This is a genomic window from Puniceicoccaceae bacterium (assembly GCA_040224245.1).
GTDB lineage: Bacteria > Verrucomicrobiota > Verrucomicrobiia > Opitutales > JAFGAQ01 > JAKSBQ01.
Genome location: JBEGIR010000004.1, coordinates 23871 through 39958 on the forward strand (window position 1 = coordinate 23871; position 16088 = coordinate 39958).

The window sequence follows — 16088 nt, forward strand, 5'->3', positions numbered from 1 at the left end:
AATTGCCGCATTGACACTTTGCAAATGGTCAACTACATCCTTTGCAATGAGTCGGGACCGTCCATCTGCGCCTAGCCCCAAAACCTTCCTGGCACGCGGTTTGGAGGAAAGCATCGCGAAGGCATTGCAAGATACCCCGGTGGTTTGCCTGCTGGGGCCACGCCAGAGTGGAAAATCAACCCTCGTTTCCCGGATGGCTCCCACCCGCCAACTGGTGAGCCTGGATGACGCGGCCTACCTGAAGCTCGCGAGGGAGGATGCGCAGGGCTTTTTGGCAGAGTTGGCGGATGAGGTCACCATTGATGAGGTGCAACGCGCACCGGGGCTTACGCTGGCAATCAAACGCAGTGTGGACCACGACCGGCGCCCGGGTCGCTTTCTTTTGACCGGCTCCGCCAATTTGCTGCAATTGCCCCACCTGGCCGATTCGCTCGCGGGGCGCATGGAAATCCTTCAACTGCATCCGCTCACGGAATCCGAGATCGCGGGTTCGGAAGGTCTGTTCTTGCAGAAATTCATCGCTGGGGAAATCAAGACCGAGTTGGTTGGCAGCCGTGCACCCGTGCCATCCACCTTACCCGGCAAGTTGATTGCAGGAGGTTATCCCGAGGCCGTTCGGCGCGACCCCACCCGCGCCCAGGACTGGCTGCTCCAGTATCTTCAATCCGTGATCGAACGAGACATTCGCGATGTTGCGAGAATCAAGGAAGGGACGGACCTCTTGAAACTGATGGAGCTGCTTGCCGAGCGCACTGGCACCCTTCTGAACGTATCCGAATTATCCACCGCGTTGAAAAAAGCGCGGATCACCATCGAAAACCATATCGCGATCCTGGAGAGAATGTTTCTCATCCGCCAACTTCCCGCCTGGCATGAGAACGCTACCAAACGTGCGGTGAAAACGCCAAAAATTCATCTTTGTGATACCGGCCTGGCCGCGGCCTTGTTAGGACTTCAAGCTGGCGATTGGTTGAAGGAGCGGGACCGGTTCGGTCATTTGCTGGAATCGTTTGTCGTGCAGCAACTCCATGCGCAAGCGGGCTGGTTCCAACCTCATCTGCGGTTTTGGCACTACCGGGACAAGGACAAGAACGAGGTGGACTGTGTCATCACACGGGGGCGCAAGGTCTGGGGTGTGGAAATCAAACTCTCGCAATCGGTTTCCTCCAGTGATGCCAAAGGCCTTCACAAACTTGCAGAATACGCGAAAGGGAATTTCCAGACGGGCGTGCTTCTGCATGATGGCGATGATACCTTTGCTCTGGGAGACTCCCGCATCCTCGCCGTGCCGATCTCCAAGCTCTGGGAACTCTAAGCCATGCCGAATTTCATCTCCGAAAACGACATCGAGTTGGCCATGGTGCAACGGTTGCAGCACCTCTACGGCTACGACACGCTCAATGGCAACACGGCGGATCCGGTGGGTCTCAACGACGACTCCAGGCGCACGGACAAACGGGAGGTGATTCTGCACGACCGCCTGAAAACCCATACCCCGCCGCTGCCAGCAGCGAACCGTGGGAAAGCACTATTTGCCAGCTGACGTCATCGTTTGCAAATCCGCCGAATTCCCATATCTTTAGAGGGAACCCGAAAGGAGGTATCCGTATGAAACGAATCATGATTGCGGTGGATTTTTCCGCCCAAACCCAGCGGATCCTGAAGCAGGGATATGAGCTGGCTGGTAAACTGGGGGCCGAGGTGCTTCTATTGCACGTGGAGGAACCGGAAGCCAGTGTTGTGCACTCCAACGTCATCGGCCCCTACGGTGGCATGACTGGTTTTGGCGTGGATATGCCCACCGCCACTGAAATCGTGGATGATCAGGTTGAGCGCGATGAAGCCATCATGGAGACGCTCAAGAAACAGGGTGAAGCCCAGGGATTAACAGTCTCCACTGAGGTATTCATTGGCAACGAAGTCGCTGGCATCATCCGGGAGTGCGAACAACACAAGCCCGATCTGCTGATCATGGGTCTGCACCATAAGGGGTTCTTCTCGCGCCTGCTCGGAGAAAATCCCGAACTCGCACTTGTGAAGAAGGCTCCGTGTGCCCTGTTTTTCATTCCAGAGGAATGAGACGGCATCCAGCCGGAGTGGATGATGTGGGGATTTAGTCCTGCTCCAGGTATCGCACAAAATCACGGAGAATTTGCCAGTATTCCTCACCCATGTAGGGTAGGATGTCATTGTGACCCGCTCCATCCACCCAATAAAAGAACTTGGGGGCGCGGGAATGATCGAACAATGCCTTACCGTGTTCAAAGGGGACCACGCCATCCTCGGTGCCATGGATGACGAAGGTTGGTTCACTCACTTCCGGAATCTTGCGCAAATTCTGGAAACGGTCCCAGGGCAGCCATGCGATCTCCATGCCCACTTTGAACGTGGAGGTGAAGGCACTCTCCAGAATCAGTCCGGCGAATTCTCCACGACGACACATTTCCACAGCGGGTCCACTCCCCACAGATCGTCCATGGAAGAGGATCGACTCGGGCGGGTATCCAAGCTGGGAAACGGCAAATCCTGTCGCAGCCTCAATGGCACGGTACACGCTTGCTTCGCTGGGCTTGCCGCTACTCAGCCCGTAACCTGGATAGTCGTAGGCCAGAATGCTGAATCCGGCCTGGCGATATCCCTTGAGCAGATTTTCCACAAACCCCAGATCCTCGGCATTGCCGTGAGAATAGATGATCAGGTAGCGCGAAGTGGGGTGGCTGAGGAAGCGACAGGCAATGCGCTCTCCACGCTCAGTCTCCACCTGAAAGTAGCGGTAGTCCGCCGTGTAAGAAGGTGGTGGTGGCTGAAAGATCAGCATATCCGCAAACCAGTGGGATGCCAACAAGAGCAGTGACACCACAAACAGTAGGATCTTCCAGAGAAGGGACCAGACCGATTGAAGGATGTGCCGGAATACTTGCATAGCGAATGCCCCGCACCGACGGACCACAGGGACAATAGAACTGGAGCATCGCTCATGCAGGCGTGCCGGGGCAATTTAAATTTTGAGATTGTTTCACGGCAGCGGATATGCGAGAAATCGAGGCTTTCTCATGGGTTGGACTGCGCAACGCGTACCAACCCTTCCGACACGTTGACGGATGTCATCATCCTGAACGCTCATGAGCCAAGCACCCGCATCCATTCGCTATTCTTCTGTTGGAGAAACCCTCGAAGTCCCGGTCATCAATCAGTTGATGTCCATCCCGCTCGAATATCCGGACATCCTGTCCCTCGCTGCCGGCTTTACCGACAACGCCGTGCTGCCGAGCGATCTGATCGGAGAAATCGTAGCCGGGCTGCCGCACACCAATCCGAATCACGAATACCTGCAATACGGCACCACCCAGGGCCGCTCCATCCTTCGAAAGCTCACCTGCGACCGGCTCAACGCCCTGCCAATGGAACAGGAGCATGCCTTTGACAAGGATCTCACCTTCATCACCAACGGCTCGCAACAGGCACTTTTTCTGGCTACCCACACCCTTTGTGACCCCGGCGATTATGTGCTGGTCGAAAGTCCGACATACTTTGTGTATCTCTCCATGCTTCAGGGGCTGCAGGTCCGGCCCATTGGCATCCCGGTGGATGCACAGGGTCGTATCGACGCCGATGCGCTCGAGGCAATTCTACAGGACCTCAAAGCCCGGGGCGAGCTACCCAGGCTCAAAGCAGCCTACCTCATCGGCTACCACGCCAATCCCTCATCCCGCTGTCTGAAACTCTGGGAAAAGGAAGCGGTCGCCCGCTTGCTCGAAAACATGCAGTGCCGCATTCCCGTGATTGAAGATGCCGCATACCGCGAACTCGCCTATGATGAGCTCGACCCCACACCCAGCATCATGAGTCTGCCCTGCTTTGACGCATTTCCAAAGCTTTACCTGGGAACCTATACCAAACCCCTGGCTACCGGACTGAAAATCGGCTACGGCACCTGCTCCGATCCCGAATGGTTCGCCAAGATGGTGTGCGCGAAAGGAAATCAGGACTTTGGCAGTTCCAACTTCTCTCAGGCAATCATTGAACAAGTGCTGCTGCGCAACGCCTATGATTCGCTGACTCACCAGCTCGGTCAGCACTACGGTCGCAAGGCGGAATTGCTCGACTCCACCCTGCGTGAGTTTGGTTTGCACGAGCGCGGATGGCACTGGGAAAAACCCGCCGGAGGCCTGCTCTTCTGGCTCCGTGCCCCCGAATCCATCAACACGGACATGGGGGAAATCTTCAGTGAAAAATGCAAACAACAGGGCGTCATCTACGTGCCCGGTAGCTTCTGCTTCGCCCCACAAGCTCCCAGGAACTTTATTCGCTTGAGTATCGGCGCGCTTTGCGATGATAAACTCGTGGAAGCTTCCAGGCGCTTCTGTGAAGTCGCTTCCATCTCATCATAACCTACCTACTACCCAATTTCTCATGAAAATTTGCTGTATCGGAGCCGGATACGTGGGCGGACCCACCATGGCCGTCATCGCTCACAAGTGCCCGCACGTTCAACTGACCGTCGTTGACATCAATCAGTCGCGCATTGACCAGTGGAACTCAGATCACCTGCCGATTTTCGAGCCTGGGCTGGATGACATCGTGAAAGCATGCCGGGGGAAAAATCTGTTCTTTTCCACCGATGTCGACACCCACATCAAAGAAGCAGACCTGATCTTCATTTGCGTCAACACCCCAACCAAAACGTACGGAGTCGGTGCGGGTTCGGCCTCCGATCTGACCTACATCGAAGCCTGCGCACGCAGGATCGCAGATGTCTCGGAGTCGAGCAAAATTGTCGTCGAAAAATCCACGCTTCCCGTCAAAACCGCCGAGTCGCTCAAAAAGATTTTTGACTCGCGCAAACTGGATTTCCAGGTGCTGTCCAATCCGGAATTCCTCGCCGAAGGCACTGCTGTCGAAGATTTGCTGCAACCTGACCGCGTGCTCATCGGCGGCGAAGAGAGTCCCGAAGGCCAGGCCGCCGTTGAAACCCTCGCATCGATCTACGGTAGCTGGGTTCCACGGGAAAAAATCATCACCACCAATCTCTGGTCCTCCGAGTTGTCCAAGCTCACCGCCAACGCCTTTCTTGCTCAGCGCATTTCAAGCATCAATTCAATCTCTGCACTCTGCGAAGCGACCGGAGCCAATGTGGATCAGGTCGCTCACGCCATCGGAACTGACTCTCGCATCGGCCCCAAGTTCCTCAAGAGTTCAGTTGGATTTGGGGGTTCGTGCTTTCAAAAGGACATTCTCAACCTGGTTTACCTTTGCGATACATTTGGACTGCCTGAGGTTGCCGAATACTGGCGCCAGGTCGTCTCGATGAACGATTATCAGAAGCGCCGCTTCTCACGACGCATGCTCAAGGAGATGTTCAATACGGTGACCGACAAAAAAATCGCGGTCTTTGGGTTTGCTTTCAAAAAAGACACCAACGATACACGGGAATCCGCCGCCATTTACGTCTGCCGGGACTTGCTCGAAGAACGCGCGATGCTGCACATCTACGACCCCAAGGTGACCGAGCGGCAAATCTTCCACGATCTGCAGCAGCCCGCACAGATGTCGGATGCCTCACCCAATCCGTATGTAACGATTTGCCAAGACCCTTACGAGGCAGCCAAGGATGCAGATGCCATCATCATCCTAACGGAGTGGGACGAATTCAAAACCCTCGACTACGCCCGCATTCAGAAGTCCATGCGCAAGCCTGCTTTCCTATTCGACGGTCGCAACCTGCTGGATGTCAATGCCATGCAGGCACTGGGATTTGATGCTCACGCCATCGGAAAAACAGCGATCCCCCGAATCGGGAAAGCCTGATCATCCGTTGCGGTATTAAATGAAGTCCATCCGGATCGACACTTTCATCCGGATGGCAATCATGCACAACACCACCTCAATGCACTCGACACTCTGTGGAGAGATGCAGCCGTGTTTGCGATCAGATGCCGCGACGCAGATCCTCGCGCAGGGATTCGCGTTCCCGCGTGGCGGGTGACTCCGAGCGGGCATTCGACTCCAGCTGTTTTCGGATTTCCTGCTGGCGCGCCTTGGGCATGCCCTTCAATACACACTCAAAGGAATGGCGAACCCATTCCAGAAACACGGCGTCGGGCACGGAGCCATCGAGCGTCACTGTATTCCAGTGTTTTTTATTCATGTGGTAGCCGGGTTCCACGCATCGGTGGGCATCACGCAACTGTTGGGCGCGTTCCGGGTCACACTTCAGGTTGATGCGCAGTGGAAGGGTATCCCAATCGGTGAGGGCAAACATCTTGCCATCCGTTTTGTAAACAACCGCATCCGGTCCAAAAGGAGTTTCTTCGCTCACCTCTGGAAACCCAAGCAAGTATGACCGCAGTGCTTCGGGTTCCATCTGATTCCCAATTCTCTTCTCTTTTACGCCTGCCGGAAATCCTGTGACTGACGCGCGAAACCAAATCCGGGGTCTATCGCTCAGCGAACAATCAAAATGTCCACTCGTCGCTCCTCCGCCATTTGACTGGGGCTTGCGTTGACTACGGCATCCAGATCGCCGCGAGAGAGCACACTGATGCGACCGCCGTCCACTCCCAGTTGCACCAGGAAATCCTTGACGCTGTTCGCACGTCGCTCACCCAGGGCGAGATTGTAATCCGTAGTGCCCCGCCAGTCGCAGAAACCGGTCAGCAACACCTGAAGTTCAGGACGATCCATCAGGGTTTGTGCAGCACTCTCAACCAGTCCTTGGTCTGCCGGTCGAACAACCCACTTGTCGAGGTCGAAATACACGGAAATCTTGGGTCGGCTGGGGTCTCCCCAAATTTCAGGATCCACCAGAGCGGCCTGGCGCACTTCCAGTCCTTCTTCTTCAAGCTCCTCCAGCACAATGCCCTGTTCACCGAGATCGAGTTCCTGGATCCAGTCGGGGCGGATCTCAGAGGTATTAACCAATACAGTATCCTCGGGGCTTGGCCCGGTCATGGTATCCGAGCCACAAGAACTGAGGAGTATGGCTAAAGCCGTCAGAGCGATAGGCTTGATAAGCTTGAACATATCTAACTCATAAAAGCCACGAACTCAGTATCGTCAAATCATTAAACGACCCGAAACCACGGATTTGCGACAGCAACGAAGGGATTTCACAAGAGTTTGACTTGGCCCGAATCGGCAATGCCTGCAGCGGAAGCTCTTAGACTCTCAGATCCCCGTCACTCAACCCATCGGCTGAGTGTCAGCACCAATACCGATTGGGTGTTGAAAAACGTGTGCATCCAAATGCTCGTACGCAGGTCCCCCGTATCCAGATAAATCTTGCCAAGAAGAAACCCGAGCACCGCGATCGGCAGAAACGAATCGAGGTTGAAATGCAACAGGGCAAACAGCAACGAACTCACGATCAGCGCAACCCGGCATGAGGTCTGCCCGATCAGAAAGCGCAGCACAATGCCCCGAAACAATAGCTCCTCCAGCAGGGGAGCCGCCACGATTGCGAGCGTTGCCAATGCGAGAAATTTCCAAGGATCTTCGATACGCTGCATCAGGGTAACTGCTTCCTGTTCACCCGAACTGATCCCCAATTGCTCATTGACCCAGATCGACAGCAGTGATGCCGCCCAGATCAATGGGAGGTAGCGCAACAATCGATCCAAGGCTATCAGCGAGGGGGATGTTGACACACCTGAACGAAAAAAGCGCAGTTTGTAGGCATAGCGCGCACCGAGCAGAGTGAGCAGCATTGCCAGCTGGATGCTTGAGCTGTAGAGTATCGTGTACCAACTCGTCTCCAGGCCGTCCATGGATTCAATCGCCGGATCAAATCCCGCCGGAAACACGAACCGTATGATGCCCATCGCAATCCCAAAATGCAGCATCACACCACACCACAGCACCAGCAGGAGGTCGAGCCACCCCGCGCTCCACGCATCTTGTGATGTCAACGGACTGGTTCCCGTCTCCGCAGGGCCAACTCTCCAGCGTCTCAGCCAGAAATACAGGCAGCCGGCGAGCAGGGTCAGTCCGGCAACATTAGCGAGGGTCTCTGCGATATTGGAGGGAGAGTCATTCATGGGTTGCGCCACCACTGAGGCCAGTTTGCGCTCGAATTGTCAAGTAACAGACGTTGACGGTCGCCATCGAGTTGGCAAATCTGCTTGCGAAACGGTAGAGCGCGTCGCACACGCGCGACCCCGCGATAAAGTAAATTCCTGACGCTGCGGGGAATCCAACGCAACCCATGCATCCATCTAACGGGTGCCCGCATGCCCGCGCACAGCTCCAGCACCGCATCGGAGCGTTCATAGATCTCATCAGGGCGCACCAGCAGGAGCGTCGTGGGTTCCGGTTCCCTGTGATTGGCGGACAACCAGCGCTGTCCGGCCTCGCTCTGTGAGGGCAGGAAGCCGGTATCGGGTTGACGTAACCACCGGATCGCCCAGCCCACGAACTGATTGCACATGCCACAGTCGCCGTCAAAGACCACGACCTGCCGAATCAATGGCCAGTTGGCCGGATCAGAGCGGGTCAATTTCATGACAGGTAGTGTTGGCGCACCAGTCGCAGTAATGCAAGAATTCCGATGGGTTTACCACCGCCCTTTCGAACCTGGTCACCGATTTCAAAGGCACTTCGCCAATGCTCCATCAACAATCGCCAGGCATGCCACACCCGGTATTTTGGATCATACATGTGCGCAGGTTCGGAGGTCAGCAGGTTTAACTCGAGGATCTGAATGGACTCTCCATTTGTCAGGGACGATTCATCCGGAACTTTCAGATCAAAACGTCCCAGATAAAACCCATGCACAGCGTGACTGACCCGATCCAGAAACTGCCGCAAGGCGTCGCTGGTAAATTCGCAAGCATCCAGAAAAAGGGAACCGCGTGCATGAGTTCCGATTTCCACGAGCGGCACCCTTTCTCCGTCAGCCGGAATGCTGTAGATGGATTCGGCGTGCCGCTTCAAAAGGGAGGATGCATAACAGACCGCGCGTTCATCCTTGAGGATCAATCGCTCCAAGGTGCTCACTCCATCTCCCACGACTGAGGTGTAGAGCTTTCGGGTGATCGAAGGAATGCACCCTTCACTCTGCATTGGCAACCTCCGGTACAACACACCAAACTCAATCCCTGCGACATACTGCTGCACAATCAGGCGTTGGGACTGCCCGTGAAACGCATCGTCAAGATCGCTTTCCGAGCGCACAATGCACACTCCACGACCACGCTCACCGCGCTCAGGTTTGATTACGACGGGAAACTGCCATCCCTGTTCCTCCATCACTGCCCGCAATCGATGGACCGTGAGTTCATGGGGTTCCAACACGGCAAAAGGTGCCACCGGTACGCCCGCATCTGCAAGCTGACGCAGAATCTCAATTTTTGACTCTCCCAGCCATCCCCCACATGGAACCATGGGATTGCTAAGAGACGGAAGCGTCAGGCTGCGGTATCGCACTGCTAATCCCATAATGTAAACGAAAACCGGCAAATACAGCAATTTGGAGGGCCAGAATTCCCATCGAATCACTCGCATCCACTTTCCATAGGCCAACCTTCGTCCCCGAAAGGTGAACAGGGGAATGCCTTGATGCAGGAGGGTCACCAGCGCGATCATCGCAGCCAGCATCATCCACCCCGTCCAGAACCCAAATTCATCGTACCAGTGCAGCATGCGTTCGCCCAGCCAGCTCGACAGACCGACTAACAGCGGAACCCACACGACAGCTGCACCGAGCAATACTGCCGACACGCGCCACCAGGGAGACTTGAGGATGCCCGCTGCCAGAAACACGGGCACCCGGGTGCCCGGCAGGAAGCGGCTTGCGATCAATACCCAAATGCCATTGCGCAAAAACCACCGCTCACTCGCGAGCAGGGTCTCCCTCGAGAGCATCCAACAAAAGGGTCGATGAATCAGGACTTTCTCCCCCAAAAACCGTCCCAATGCGTAAAGGGCGATGTCGCCGAAAAAAATCCCCAATACGCATCCAGCCACCGCAGGCAGAAAGGCCAGTGCTCCGTGGGAGACCAGCAACCCCGCACCCACACAGGCCAGGTCTTCGCTCATCAGGGTCGAGAGTGCGATCAAAACCACGGCTACCCACAGCGCCCGCCCCTGCCACAGTTCATGTCGCGCCGCCCACGTGTTTCGAATCTCTGCTCGCTCGTTTGGCGTGAGTCTGAGAACTTGGTGGGGTTCGGTTAGTTCCACCCGTGCAGTGAGATCCGGAACGATCCGTTCCTCATCGGCAGCGCGCATCAGACGGGAGTGAGGAATCCAGCGGTGAAGCACGCGACTCTGCTCCAGCTCCTGCCCCTGTGACACCGACAGGGAAACGGGCATCTGCAGGTCGAGCGTGTCGAGCAAGGATGGAACCGAACCACTGGCAACAATGGCTGCCGCCAATTTGGTCTCCACCAGTGATGGCGCCAGCGCCCACGCAAACGGAACCCCATGCCGCAGCATCCAGGCTATCCCACCCTGCAGACTTCGAAGACTGCGATCCAACAGGGGATGCCCAAGTGTTTCAAATGCAGGCAGCCCTTTTGCATCAATGAGAACCAAATGCGAACACCACTCTGGATGTTCATTGGCAAATGCGAGTGCGGTCATGCAGGCATAGGATTCTGCAACAATGACGACAGGGGCTTGACTGCTTGTGAAATCCATCTCTGGCACCTTCAGCCCTCCAGTCATGCCCTCAAAGGTGCGTACAATCGCGTGGAAACGGGTTGCATCTTTCACCCAAACCCTGCCGTCATCACTAAACCACACTGCGGCCTCAAACTGGCTCAGAAAACGCACCATGCTTTCGCTTGCCGGAGGTGAATCCTGCGTGTCACCAACGTGCAGATCATGCAGGCGGGCAGAGAGTGCCAGCAGCAGGAAGTAGATGAGTCCCGACACCAGCATCCACCAACGTTTTCGAGTCTGCATCATGTCGATCATTGGGTGGATTCCCGTTGCAAGCTCAGGCATAGGGGAGCTGAAAATTCGGGACCCTCTCCCATGGGTTCGCTGTAGGCAAAACGAACGTGTTGTGCGTCCACATCCACGCGCGAATGACTCACGGTGCGCGCATCCTCACGCACCATGTTGACCGATTCCGCACCCTGCCCCGGGATTCGGTTGCGGTGGAAATACTCCAGTTCACAAAGGCGTTGCTGCCTCTCGGTTGCTCTCACTTGTGCTGCAAAACTGGCCCGGCGCGCGCCAACAATTCGATCATTTTCGAAGGATGAACTGCTAACGGCCGCATCACACCTCCACGAATGCTCATGCAGCTGCACTTCGGACCCATCCCAAAACAAGCTGTGCACTCCCTGAATCGGATCAAATTGAAAGAGATGAAACGCAGGATAGCGCTTGAGATCAAGTTCCTGAATTCGCATCTGAGTTTCGCTCCAGCCCGAGCTGTCGCGAAGCGTCATCACCAACCAGCCACGGCTTTCAAATTCACCTGAGCAAGCATCCGCTGAACCTACATCAAACCGATTCAGCAGGCAGGTGGTGACTCCCGCCGCATTAACCACCATCCAGGTTCCCCCTCTGGCACCGTCTCGCGCATGGATGCAGCGCCGCTCATTCCCAGCTCCCGTGATTTGAATGGGCTCAGCGGGAGCACGTTCCCGGCGTTCGTCACGGTTGAACAATACCGTGTACTGATCGAGTGCGAATTCCCAGGTCAAGGTGCACATGTTCAAGCATCCCCAATATTTCAAGCACCCGTATTGCGAGCAGCCCGATAGTGCAAGGTGGATGGTGCCACCCCAAAAACCTCTGGAACTGTCACTCCCATGGCTTCACAATGCATCGCAATGATCGCAAAATGGTGCACGGTGTGACTGACAAGGAACTGCCATTCTCTGCCAACACTGGATAAACAGGAATCCGGCTGTTGGCTGTCTGCATTCATTCCCGTCTGCATGCAAACCCGCAAGGGCTGTTCCATTGAGGGGGTCTTCAGATTGCGCAAGCGACTCAGGATCAAATCGATACAGTCTGCCGCATGTTGGACGGATTGTTCCTGCTCTGGGGAACGATTGCGGTGATCGTAGTCCACCATGTCCCGCTCATTTTCCAGACAATCCAGTAAACATTCGTAATGATCCGAAACATGACGCAAGTGTGCTCCGATGCCCGATTTGCCACCGGGAACCTGCACCTGCGAAAATCGCTCATCATCCAATGCAGCAAGCAGTGTTTTAGCAGATTCCAAAAAAGTGATATTGGCTTCAATCAAGGCAGGAGGCATGGGGTGAAACGCTGGAAAGGGTGTGGTTACAGATCGCGTTCGGGATCGCGAAGCGATTGCCTGAAATTAGAGTTCCTCTGCGCATTGTCCAATTCAATTTCGAAAGCACCCCACTCACACGGCAAAAAGCCGCCATGCAACGTCTGGCAGCAGCTCCTATGAAGGCGTTGACGCCGGAGTGACAGGTTCGTTCTCAGAACCAGTCGTCTTGCCGCTTGGATCGATCATTTGCGGTCTGCGGTGGGTCAGAATCGCCACCACGCAGGACGCGACAATAAAGGTGCTGACGAGATAGAAGACTGCATTCGGGGCTTCGCCAAACACCCAAAATGCCAGCACACCCGCAAACAGAAACTGACTCACATTCATCACACCGACAATTTGCCCGCGGAGGTGACGCATCGCATTATTGATCAGTGTATGACCCATCGCACCCGGGATCAGTGCCAACAACAAAGCCATCAGGTAATCGCGAGGACCATTGTCCAGAAGCTGCTCAAATCGAAGAAGGCTGACCGCGAGGCACATGGCTGATGCACTCACATAGACTGGAACAATGTAAACAAAGACGGAATGTGCGCTGCGGTTCTTGCGCCCAAGCGACAGATAGGCAGCAAAGAGCAACATCGATGCAAAACAGATGAGATCTCCCATCATGTGCTCCCGGGAGAAGTGGTAGTCATTCATCGCCAGTATCGCGATGCCCGCCATCGAAACCAGGGTCGCGACCACCTCCACTCGGTTCACCCGCTCGCGGTGCGTCAGCCACAGCAAAAACGGTAGTGCGATGGGTACCATGTTGACAATCAGGGTTCCATGAGCCGCCAGCGTCAACCGCACACCCTCGTTCCAGGTGATGAAATGCGCCGCGAGAAAAAAGCCTGCCGGAAGGGAGGAAAGCCAGATTCGCCGAAACTGAATATTGCCTGCCCGACGACAGTCCCGAATAAACCAGGGAGCCAGCAACAAGGATGCCATGAGCAGTCGAAGACCCGCGAGGTAGGCAGGATCCATCGTCGTGGATTTGATGAAAATCACCGATGACGAACAGGCAACAATGCCAAGAAAAAGTCCGACCCAAACCATTGGAAAATGCAGCGCATTATTTGCGCATCCATCGACGAATCAACAGGAAAGTCAGTACGCAGCCCGCAAAGATCTGCGCCGAAAGCAGGATTGCGCTGCCACTGATCCCCTCGATCCACAGCAGGCGATCAAGGGTGTCCCCAAACTCATCTTCGAGAATCGACCTCCCCCATTTCTCGGCGGTTTCGGGATCCAGTTCAAACAGTCCATGCACAGCCTCCACAAACTCTATCGTCTGCATCGGCTCGTAACCAAGCCAGCCGATTTCGCTCAGATCCGGTGCAAATACCCGCAGTTCTGGAATGGTGGACACGGGACGCTGCTGCAAAGGTTCGCCATCCGGAAATATCTCGCCTGCACTCGATGATCCCTCGAGTTGCGGTGCTTCAAACCACAACAACACCAGAAAATCCTGCGCGTAATGGACAAATTCGGGACTGCGAAAATGTCGCTCCCATTCCCGACAGGAAGAACAGTCCTCTGCACTCGAAATCACGACGAGCAATGGACGCTGCTCTTGAACGGCCACTTCGCTTGCCTGCTTCCAATCGCTGTACCAAGACAGTCCGGTATCCGACTGTCTTGCCTCAGGGGCAGAAGTTGCGCCGCCCGATGACTCAGCACCATGGTTTGTTTCGGACAAATTGCGCTGCCAGGAGCTTTCTCCAGATTGCCGGATGATCTGGTCAGCACTGCCATAAAAGCCTTCACTCAATCGCACCACCCGTCCATCCCTCACATGCACGCCACCCTGTGGATAGCTGTAGATCGTGGTCGTTCCCCGCAGGATTTCTGCTGTCGGCTCCCCCAGCTCCAAGCGCATTTTGCTGACGCTGTCACCCGGTTCCAGTCTGGCATAGCTGACACTTGCAGCACACAGAAATAGACTCAGAAACAGAAAAAAGACAGGTTTCATGATGCGTGGGGACGAGATCAGACGTTCAGTCCAGCTATACCTGAAATTTTCAATCTTTCGAGTCGAAATCCCCCGGAAATTGCGAAGACTGCGAGCATGATGCTCGGACTCGACCTGATGGATTGTGCAATTGGCATACTCGCGGCATTGCTGGTGGGACTGGGGAAAGGTGGACTTCCGGGTGCCGGAAACCTTTCTGTCATTCTCATGGCCATGATCTTCCCAAGCCGGGAATCGGTTGGCATTCTCTTGCCCATCCTCATCTGTGCCGATGTGGTGGCCGTAGCGGTCTATCATTCCCACACCCAGTGGACACACCTGTGGCGACTGCTTCCCTGGACCCTGCTCGGGGTGGTGGCAGGGGCTTTTGTTTTTCAAAACATGGACGACGCACTGCTGACACGCGTGATCGGTGCCATTTTGCTGCTCATGGTCGCACTGACACCCCTGCGCAAGTATTTCCAGCAACACCCGGATGAACTTCCCGGACAACGCCTGACCTTCAAGCAGCAGGCCTTCGTCGGATCGACAGGTGTGCTCGGAGGCGTCGCCACCATGGTGGCCAACGCAGCAGGCCCGGTCATCGGTATCTATCTGATGATGTCACGCCTTCCCAAATTTGCCTTCATCGGCACGGCAGCCTGGTTTTTCTTCATCATCAACCTGTGCAAGATGCCCATCCAGGTCGGCATTGGCAACATCACATGGGCGTCACTGAAGTTGAGTGCCGGATTTGGCGTTTTTGCCGTAGTCGCAGCCATGATCGCACCTCGCCTCATGAAGTGGGTGCCCCAGCACATTTTCAGCTTTCTGGTGTGGCTTTTCATTGTTGTCGCAGGGGTGAAAATGCTGTTGTTTTGAAGCCGAAACCTCCATCCCTCCAAGCTCTCGCAATAACGCCTCCACATGTTCTCCCATCTGCGCATCCGCCTGCGATCCCTCTTCGCGGCAATCTCCAATCCTGTCGCCCACGACCGCAGAAGCATGGGACAACTCGGCGAACAGCTGGCCGCCCAATTCCTGAAACGCCACGCCAGATTCAAGGTGCTGGCAAGCAACTGGAGCAACGGTCAGCAGGAGATTGATCTGGTCTGTCGGGAGGGGAACGTTCTGGTTTTTGTGGAGGTCCGTGCCCGACAGGATGGAGCACGGGTACCCGGCTTTGCATCGCTAACCCGCAAGAAACGACGCAACCTGCGCAAGGCAGCCTACGCCTACCTGCGAACCCTGCGACCCCGACCCCGCACCTACCGTTACGATGCCGTTGAGTTGCGCATGCAGGGGACAGATGCGACTGAGATTCATCACTTTCGCAACATCGATGTATTCTGAATCCACCTGTTCAAGCGTGTAGAATCCAGATTCAGCCCGGCTGTTGCTCCAACAGAAAATCCGCAATGGCTTCGATTTCAGATTCACTGAGCAGTGCCGTCATCGGAAGCATGCCCTTCTCCAGCAACCCCTCCCTTAGAATTTGCAGAATCGACTCCCGTGTGAAGGGTCGCTCCGACTGCCCGTCAAACAAATCACTGCCGGTCAGGCCCGCCACCCGCGGCTCACCCGGCATACCGTGACAGGAAGCACAGTGCAATTGGTAGGTTTTCCGCACCATGGGATTCGCACTGGACACCTCCGTGAACTCCTGCGATGCCGGAGGCAACTCCGGCACAGTGCCACCCGCAACAGTCATAGCTGGTGCCGTTCGCACCAGTGCACTCTGCTCTGGATTCAGCCAGCGCACCGACGTCACGACCAAGGTAAAAACAAGGATGCTCCCCCATATTCCTATGAGACTCTGGATCTGCTGATTCGAGGAAACCTGCGATGACCGGCTGTGCATGGACGCGATGAAAACAGTTGATG

Annotated in this window: 18 protein-coding genes; 7 read left to right on the plus strand and 11 right to left on the minus strand. The window is 55.5% G+C overall.

Annotated features, from left to right (window positions below; all coding sequences use genetic code 11):
• The first annotated feature begins 46 nt into the window (after nt 1–46).
• The 3 genes from ABQ298_00535 (at nt 47) to ABQ298_00545 (ending at nt 2079) form a co-directional block, all read left to right on the plus strand.
• Nucleotides 47–1315 (plus strand): ATP-binding protein, encoded by a 1269-nt coding sequence (locus ABQ298_00535; GenBank protein MEQ9822852.1) that lies wholly within the window; start codon nt 47–49, stop codon nt 1313–1315.
• 3 nt (nt 1316–1318) lie between these two features.
• Complete coding sequence (locus ABQ298_00540; GenBank protein ID MEQ9822853.1) at nt 1319–1543, plus strand: hypothetical protein; 225 nt, start codon at nt 1319–1321, stop codon at nt 1541–1543.
• A gap of 65 nt (nt 1544–1608) precedes the next feature.
• Nucleotides 1609–2079 (plus strand): universal stress protein, encoded by a 471-nt coding sequence (locus ABQ298_00545; protein MEQ9822854.1) that lies wholly within the window; start codon nt 1609–1611, stop codon nt 2077–2079.
• Between the two features lie 34 nt (nt 2080–2113).
• Here the strand turns inward: ABQ298_00545 and ABQ298_00550 are convergent, their stop codons facing one another.
• Entirely contained in the window at nt 2114–2923 is an 810-nt protein-coding gene (locus tag ABQ298_00550; protein ID MEQ9822855.1) for an alpha/beta hydrolase, read from the minus strand.
• Between the two features lie 199 nt (nt 2924–3122).
• Here ABQ298_00550 and ABQ298_00555 point away from each other — a divergent pair, with 199 nt between their 5' ends.
• Entirely contained in the window at nt 3123–4391 is a 1269-nt protein-coding gene (locus ABQ298_00555) for a PLP-dependent aminotransferase family protein (protein ID MEQ9822856.1), read from the plus strand.
• 22 nt (nt 4392–4413) lie between these two features.
• Nucleotides 4414–5808 carry a UDP-glucose 6-dehydrogenase gene (locus tag ABQ298_00560; GenBank protein ID MEQ9822857.1) on the plus strand — a complete coding sequence of 465 codons (1395 nt, stop codon included), beginning with the start codon at nt 4414–4416 and terminating at the stop codon, nt 5806–5808.
• Nucleotides 5809–5929: 121 nt separating this feature from the next.
• On the opposite strand, the gene ABQ298_00565 is transcribed toward ABQ298_00560, so the two are convergent.
• From ABQ298_00565 to ABQ298_00605, 9 genes are all read right to left on the minus strand, one after another.
• Nucleotides 5930–6364 carry an MmcQ/YjbR family DNA-binding protein gene (locus tag ABQ298_00565; GenBank protein ID MEQ9822858.1) on the minus strand — a complete coding sequence of 145 codons (435 nt, stop codon included), beginning with the start codon at nt 6362–6364 and terminating at the stop codon, nt 5930–5932.
• An 80-nt stretch (nt 6365–6444) separates the two neighbouring features.
• Entirely contained in the window at nt 6445–6951 is a 507-nt protein-coding gene (locus ABQ298_00570; protein ID MEQ9822859.1) for an OmpA family protein, read from the minus strand.
• Nucleotides 6952–7178: 227 nt separating this feature from the next.
• Entirely contained in the window at nt 7179–8036 is an 858-nt protein-coding gene (locus ABQ298_00575; GenBank protein ID MEQ9822860.1) for a CPBP family intramembrane glutamic endopeptidase, read from the minus strand.
• Nucleotides 8033–8500 carry a DCC1-like thiol-disulfide oxidoreductase family protein gene (locus ABQ298_00580; GenBank protein MEQ9822861.1) on the minus strand — a complete coding sequence of 156 codons (468 nt, stop codon included), beginning with the start codon at nt 8498–8500 and terminating at the stop codon, nt 8033–8035. The genes ABQ298_00575 and ABQ298_00580 overlap by 4 nt, the downstream gene beginning before the upstream one ends.
• Nucleotides 8497–10908, minus strand: coding sequence for a VTT domain-containing protein (locus ABQ298_00585; GenBank protein MEQ9822862.1), 2412 nt, complete (start codon nt 10906–10908; stop codon nt 8497–8499). The genes ABQ298_00580 and ABQ298_00585 overlap by 4 nt, the downstream gene beginning before the upstream one ends.
• A 5-nt stretch (nt 10909–10913) precedes the next feature.
• On the minus strand, nt 10914–11666 hold the full coding sequence (locus ABQ298_00590) for an NRDE family protein (protein MEQ9822863.1): 753 nt from the start codon (nt 11664–11666) through the stop codon (nt 10914–10916).
• Between the two features lie 20 nt (nt 11667–11686).
• Nucleotides 11687–12223: a DinB family protein gene (locus ABQ298_00595; GenBank protein MEQ9822864.1), complete on the minus strand. Its 537-nt coding sequence runs from the start codon at nt 12221–12223 to the stop codon at nt 11687–11689.
• A 156-nt stretch (nt 12224–12379) separates the two neighbouring features.
• On the minus strand, nt 12380–13309 hold the full coding sequence (locus tag ABQ298_00600) for a DMT family transporter (GenBank protein ID MEQ9822865.1): 930 nt from the start codon (nt 13307–13309) through the stop codon (nt 12380–12382).
• Between the two features lie 16 nt (nt 13310–13325).
• On the minus strand, nt 13326–14225 hold the full coding sequence (locus ABQ298_00605) for a thioredoxin family protein (GenBank protein MEQ9822866.1): 900 nt from the start codon (nt 14223–14225) through the stop codon (nt 13326–13328).
• 96 nt (nt 14226–14321) lie between these two features.
• Here ABQ298_00605 and ABQ298_00610 point away from each other — a divergent pair, with 96 nt between their 5' ends.
• On the plus strand, nt 14322–15086 hold the full coding sequence (locus ABQ298_00610; protein ID MEQ9822867.1) for a sulfite exporter TauE/SafE family protein: 765 nt from the start codon (nt 14322–14324) through the stop codon (nt 15084–15086).
• A 45-nt stretch (nt 15087–15131) separates the two neighbouring features.
• Nucleotides 15132–15557, plus strand: a complete 426-nt coding sequence (locus tag ABQ298_00615; GenBank protein MEQ9822868.1) for a YraN family protein — start codon at nt 15132–15134, stop codon at nt 15555–15557.
• Between the two features lie 31 nt (nt 15558–15588).
• Here ABQ298_00615 and ABQ298_00620 read toward each other — a convergent pair whose 3' ends face one another.
• Nucleotides 15589–16065 (minus strand): cytochrome c, encoded by a 477-nt coding sequence (locus ABQ298_00620; protein ID MEQ9822869.1) that lies wholly within the window; start codon nt 16063–16065, stop codon nt 15589–15591.
• Nucleotides 16066–16088: the final 23 nt, after the last annotated feature.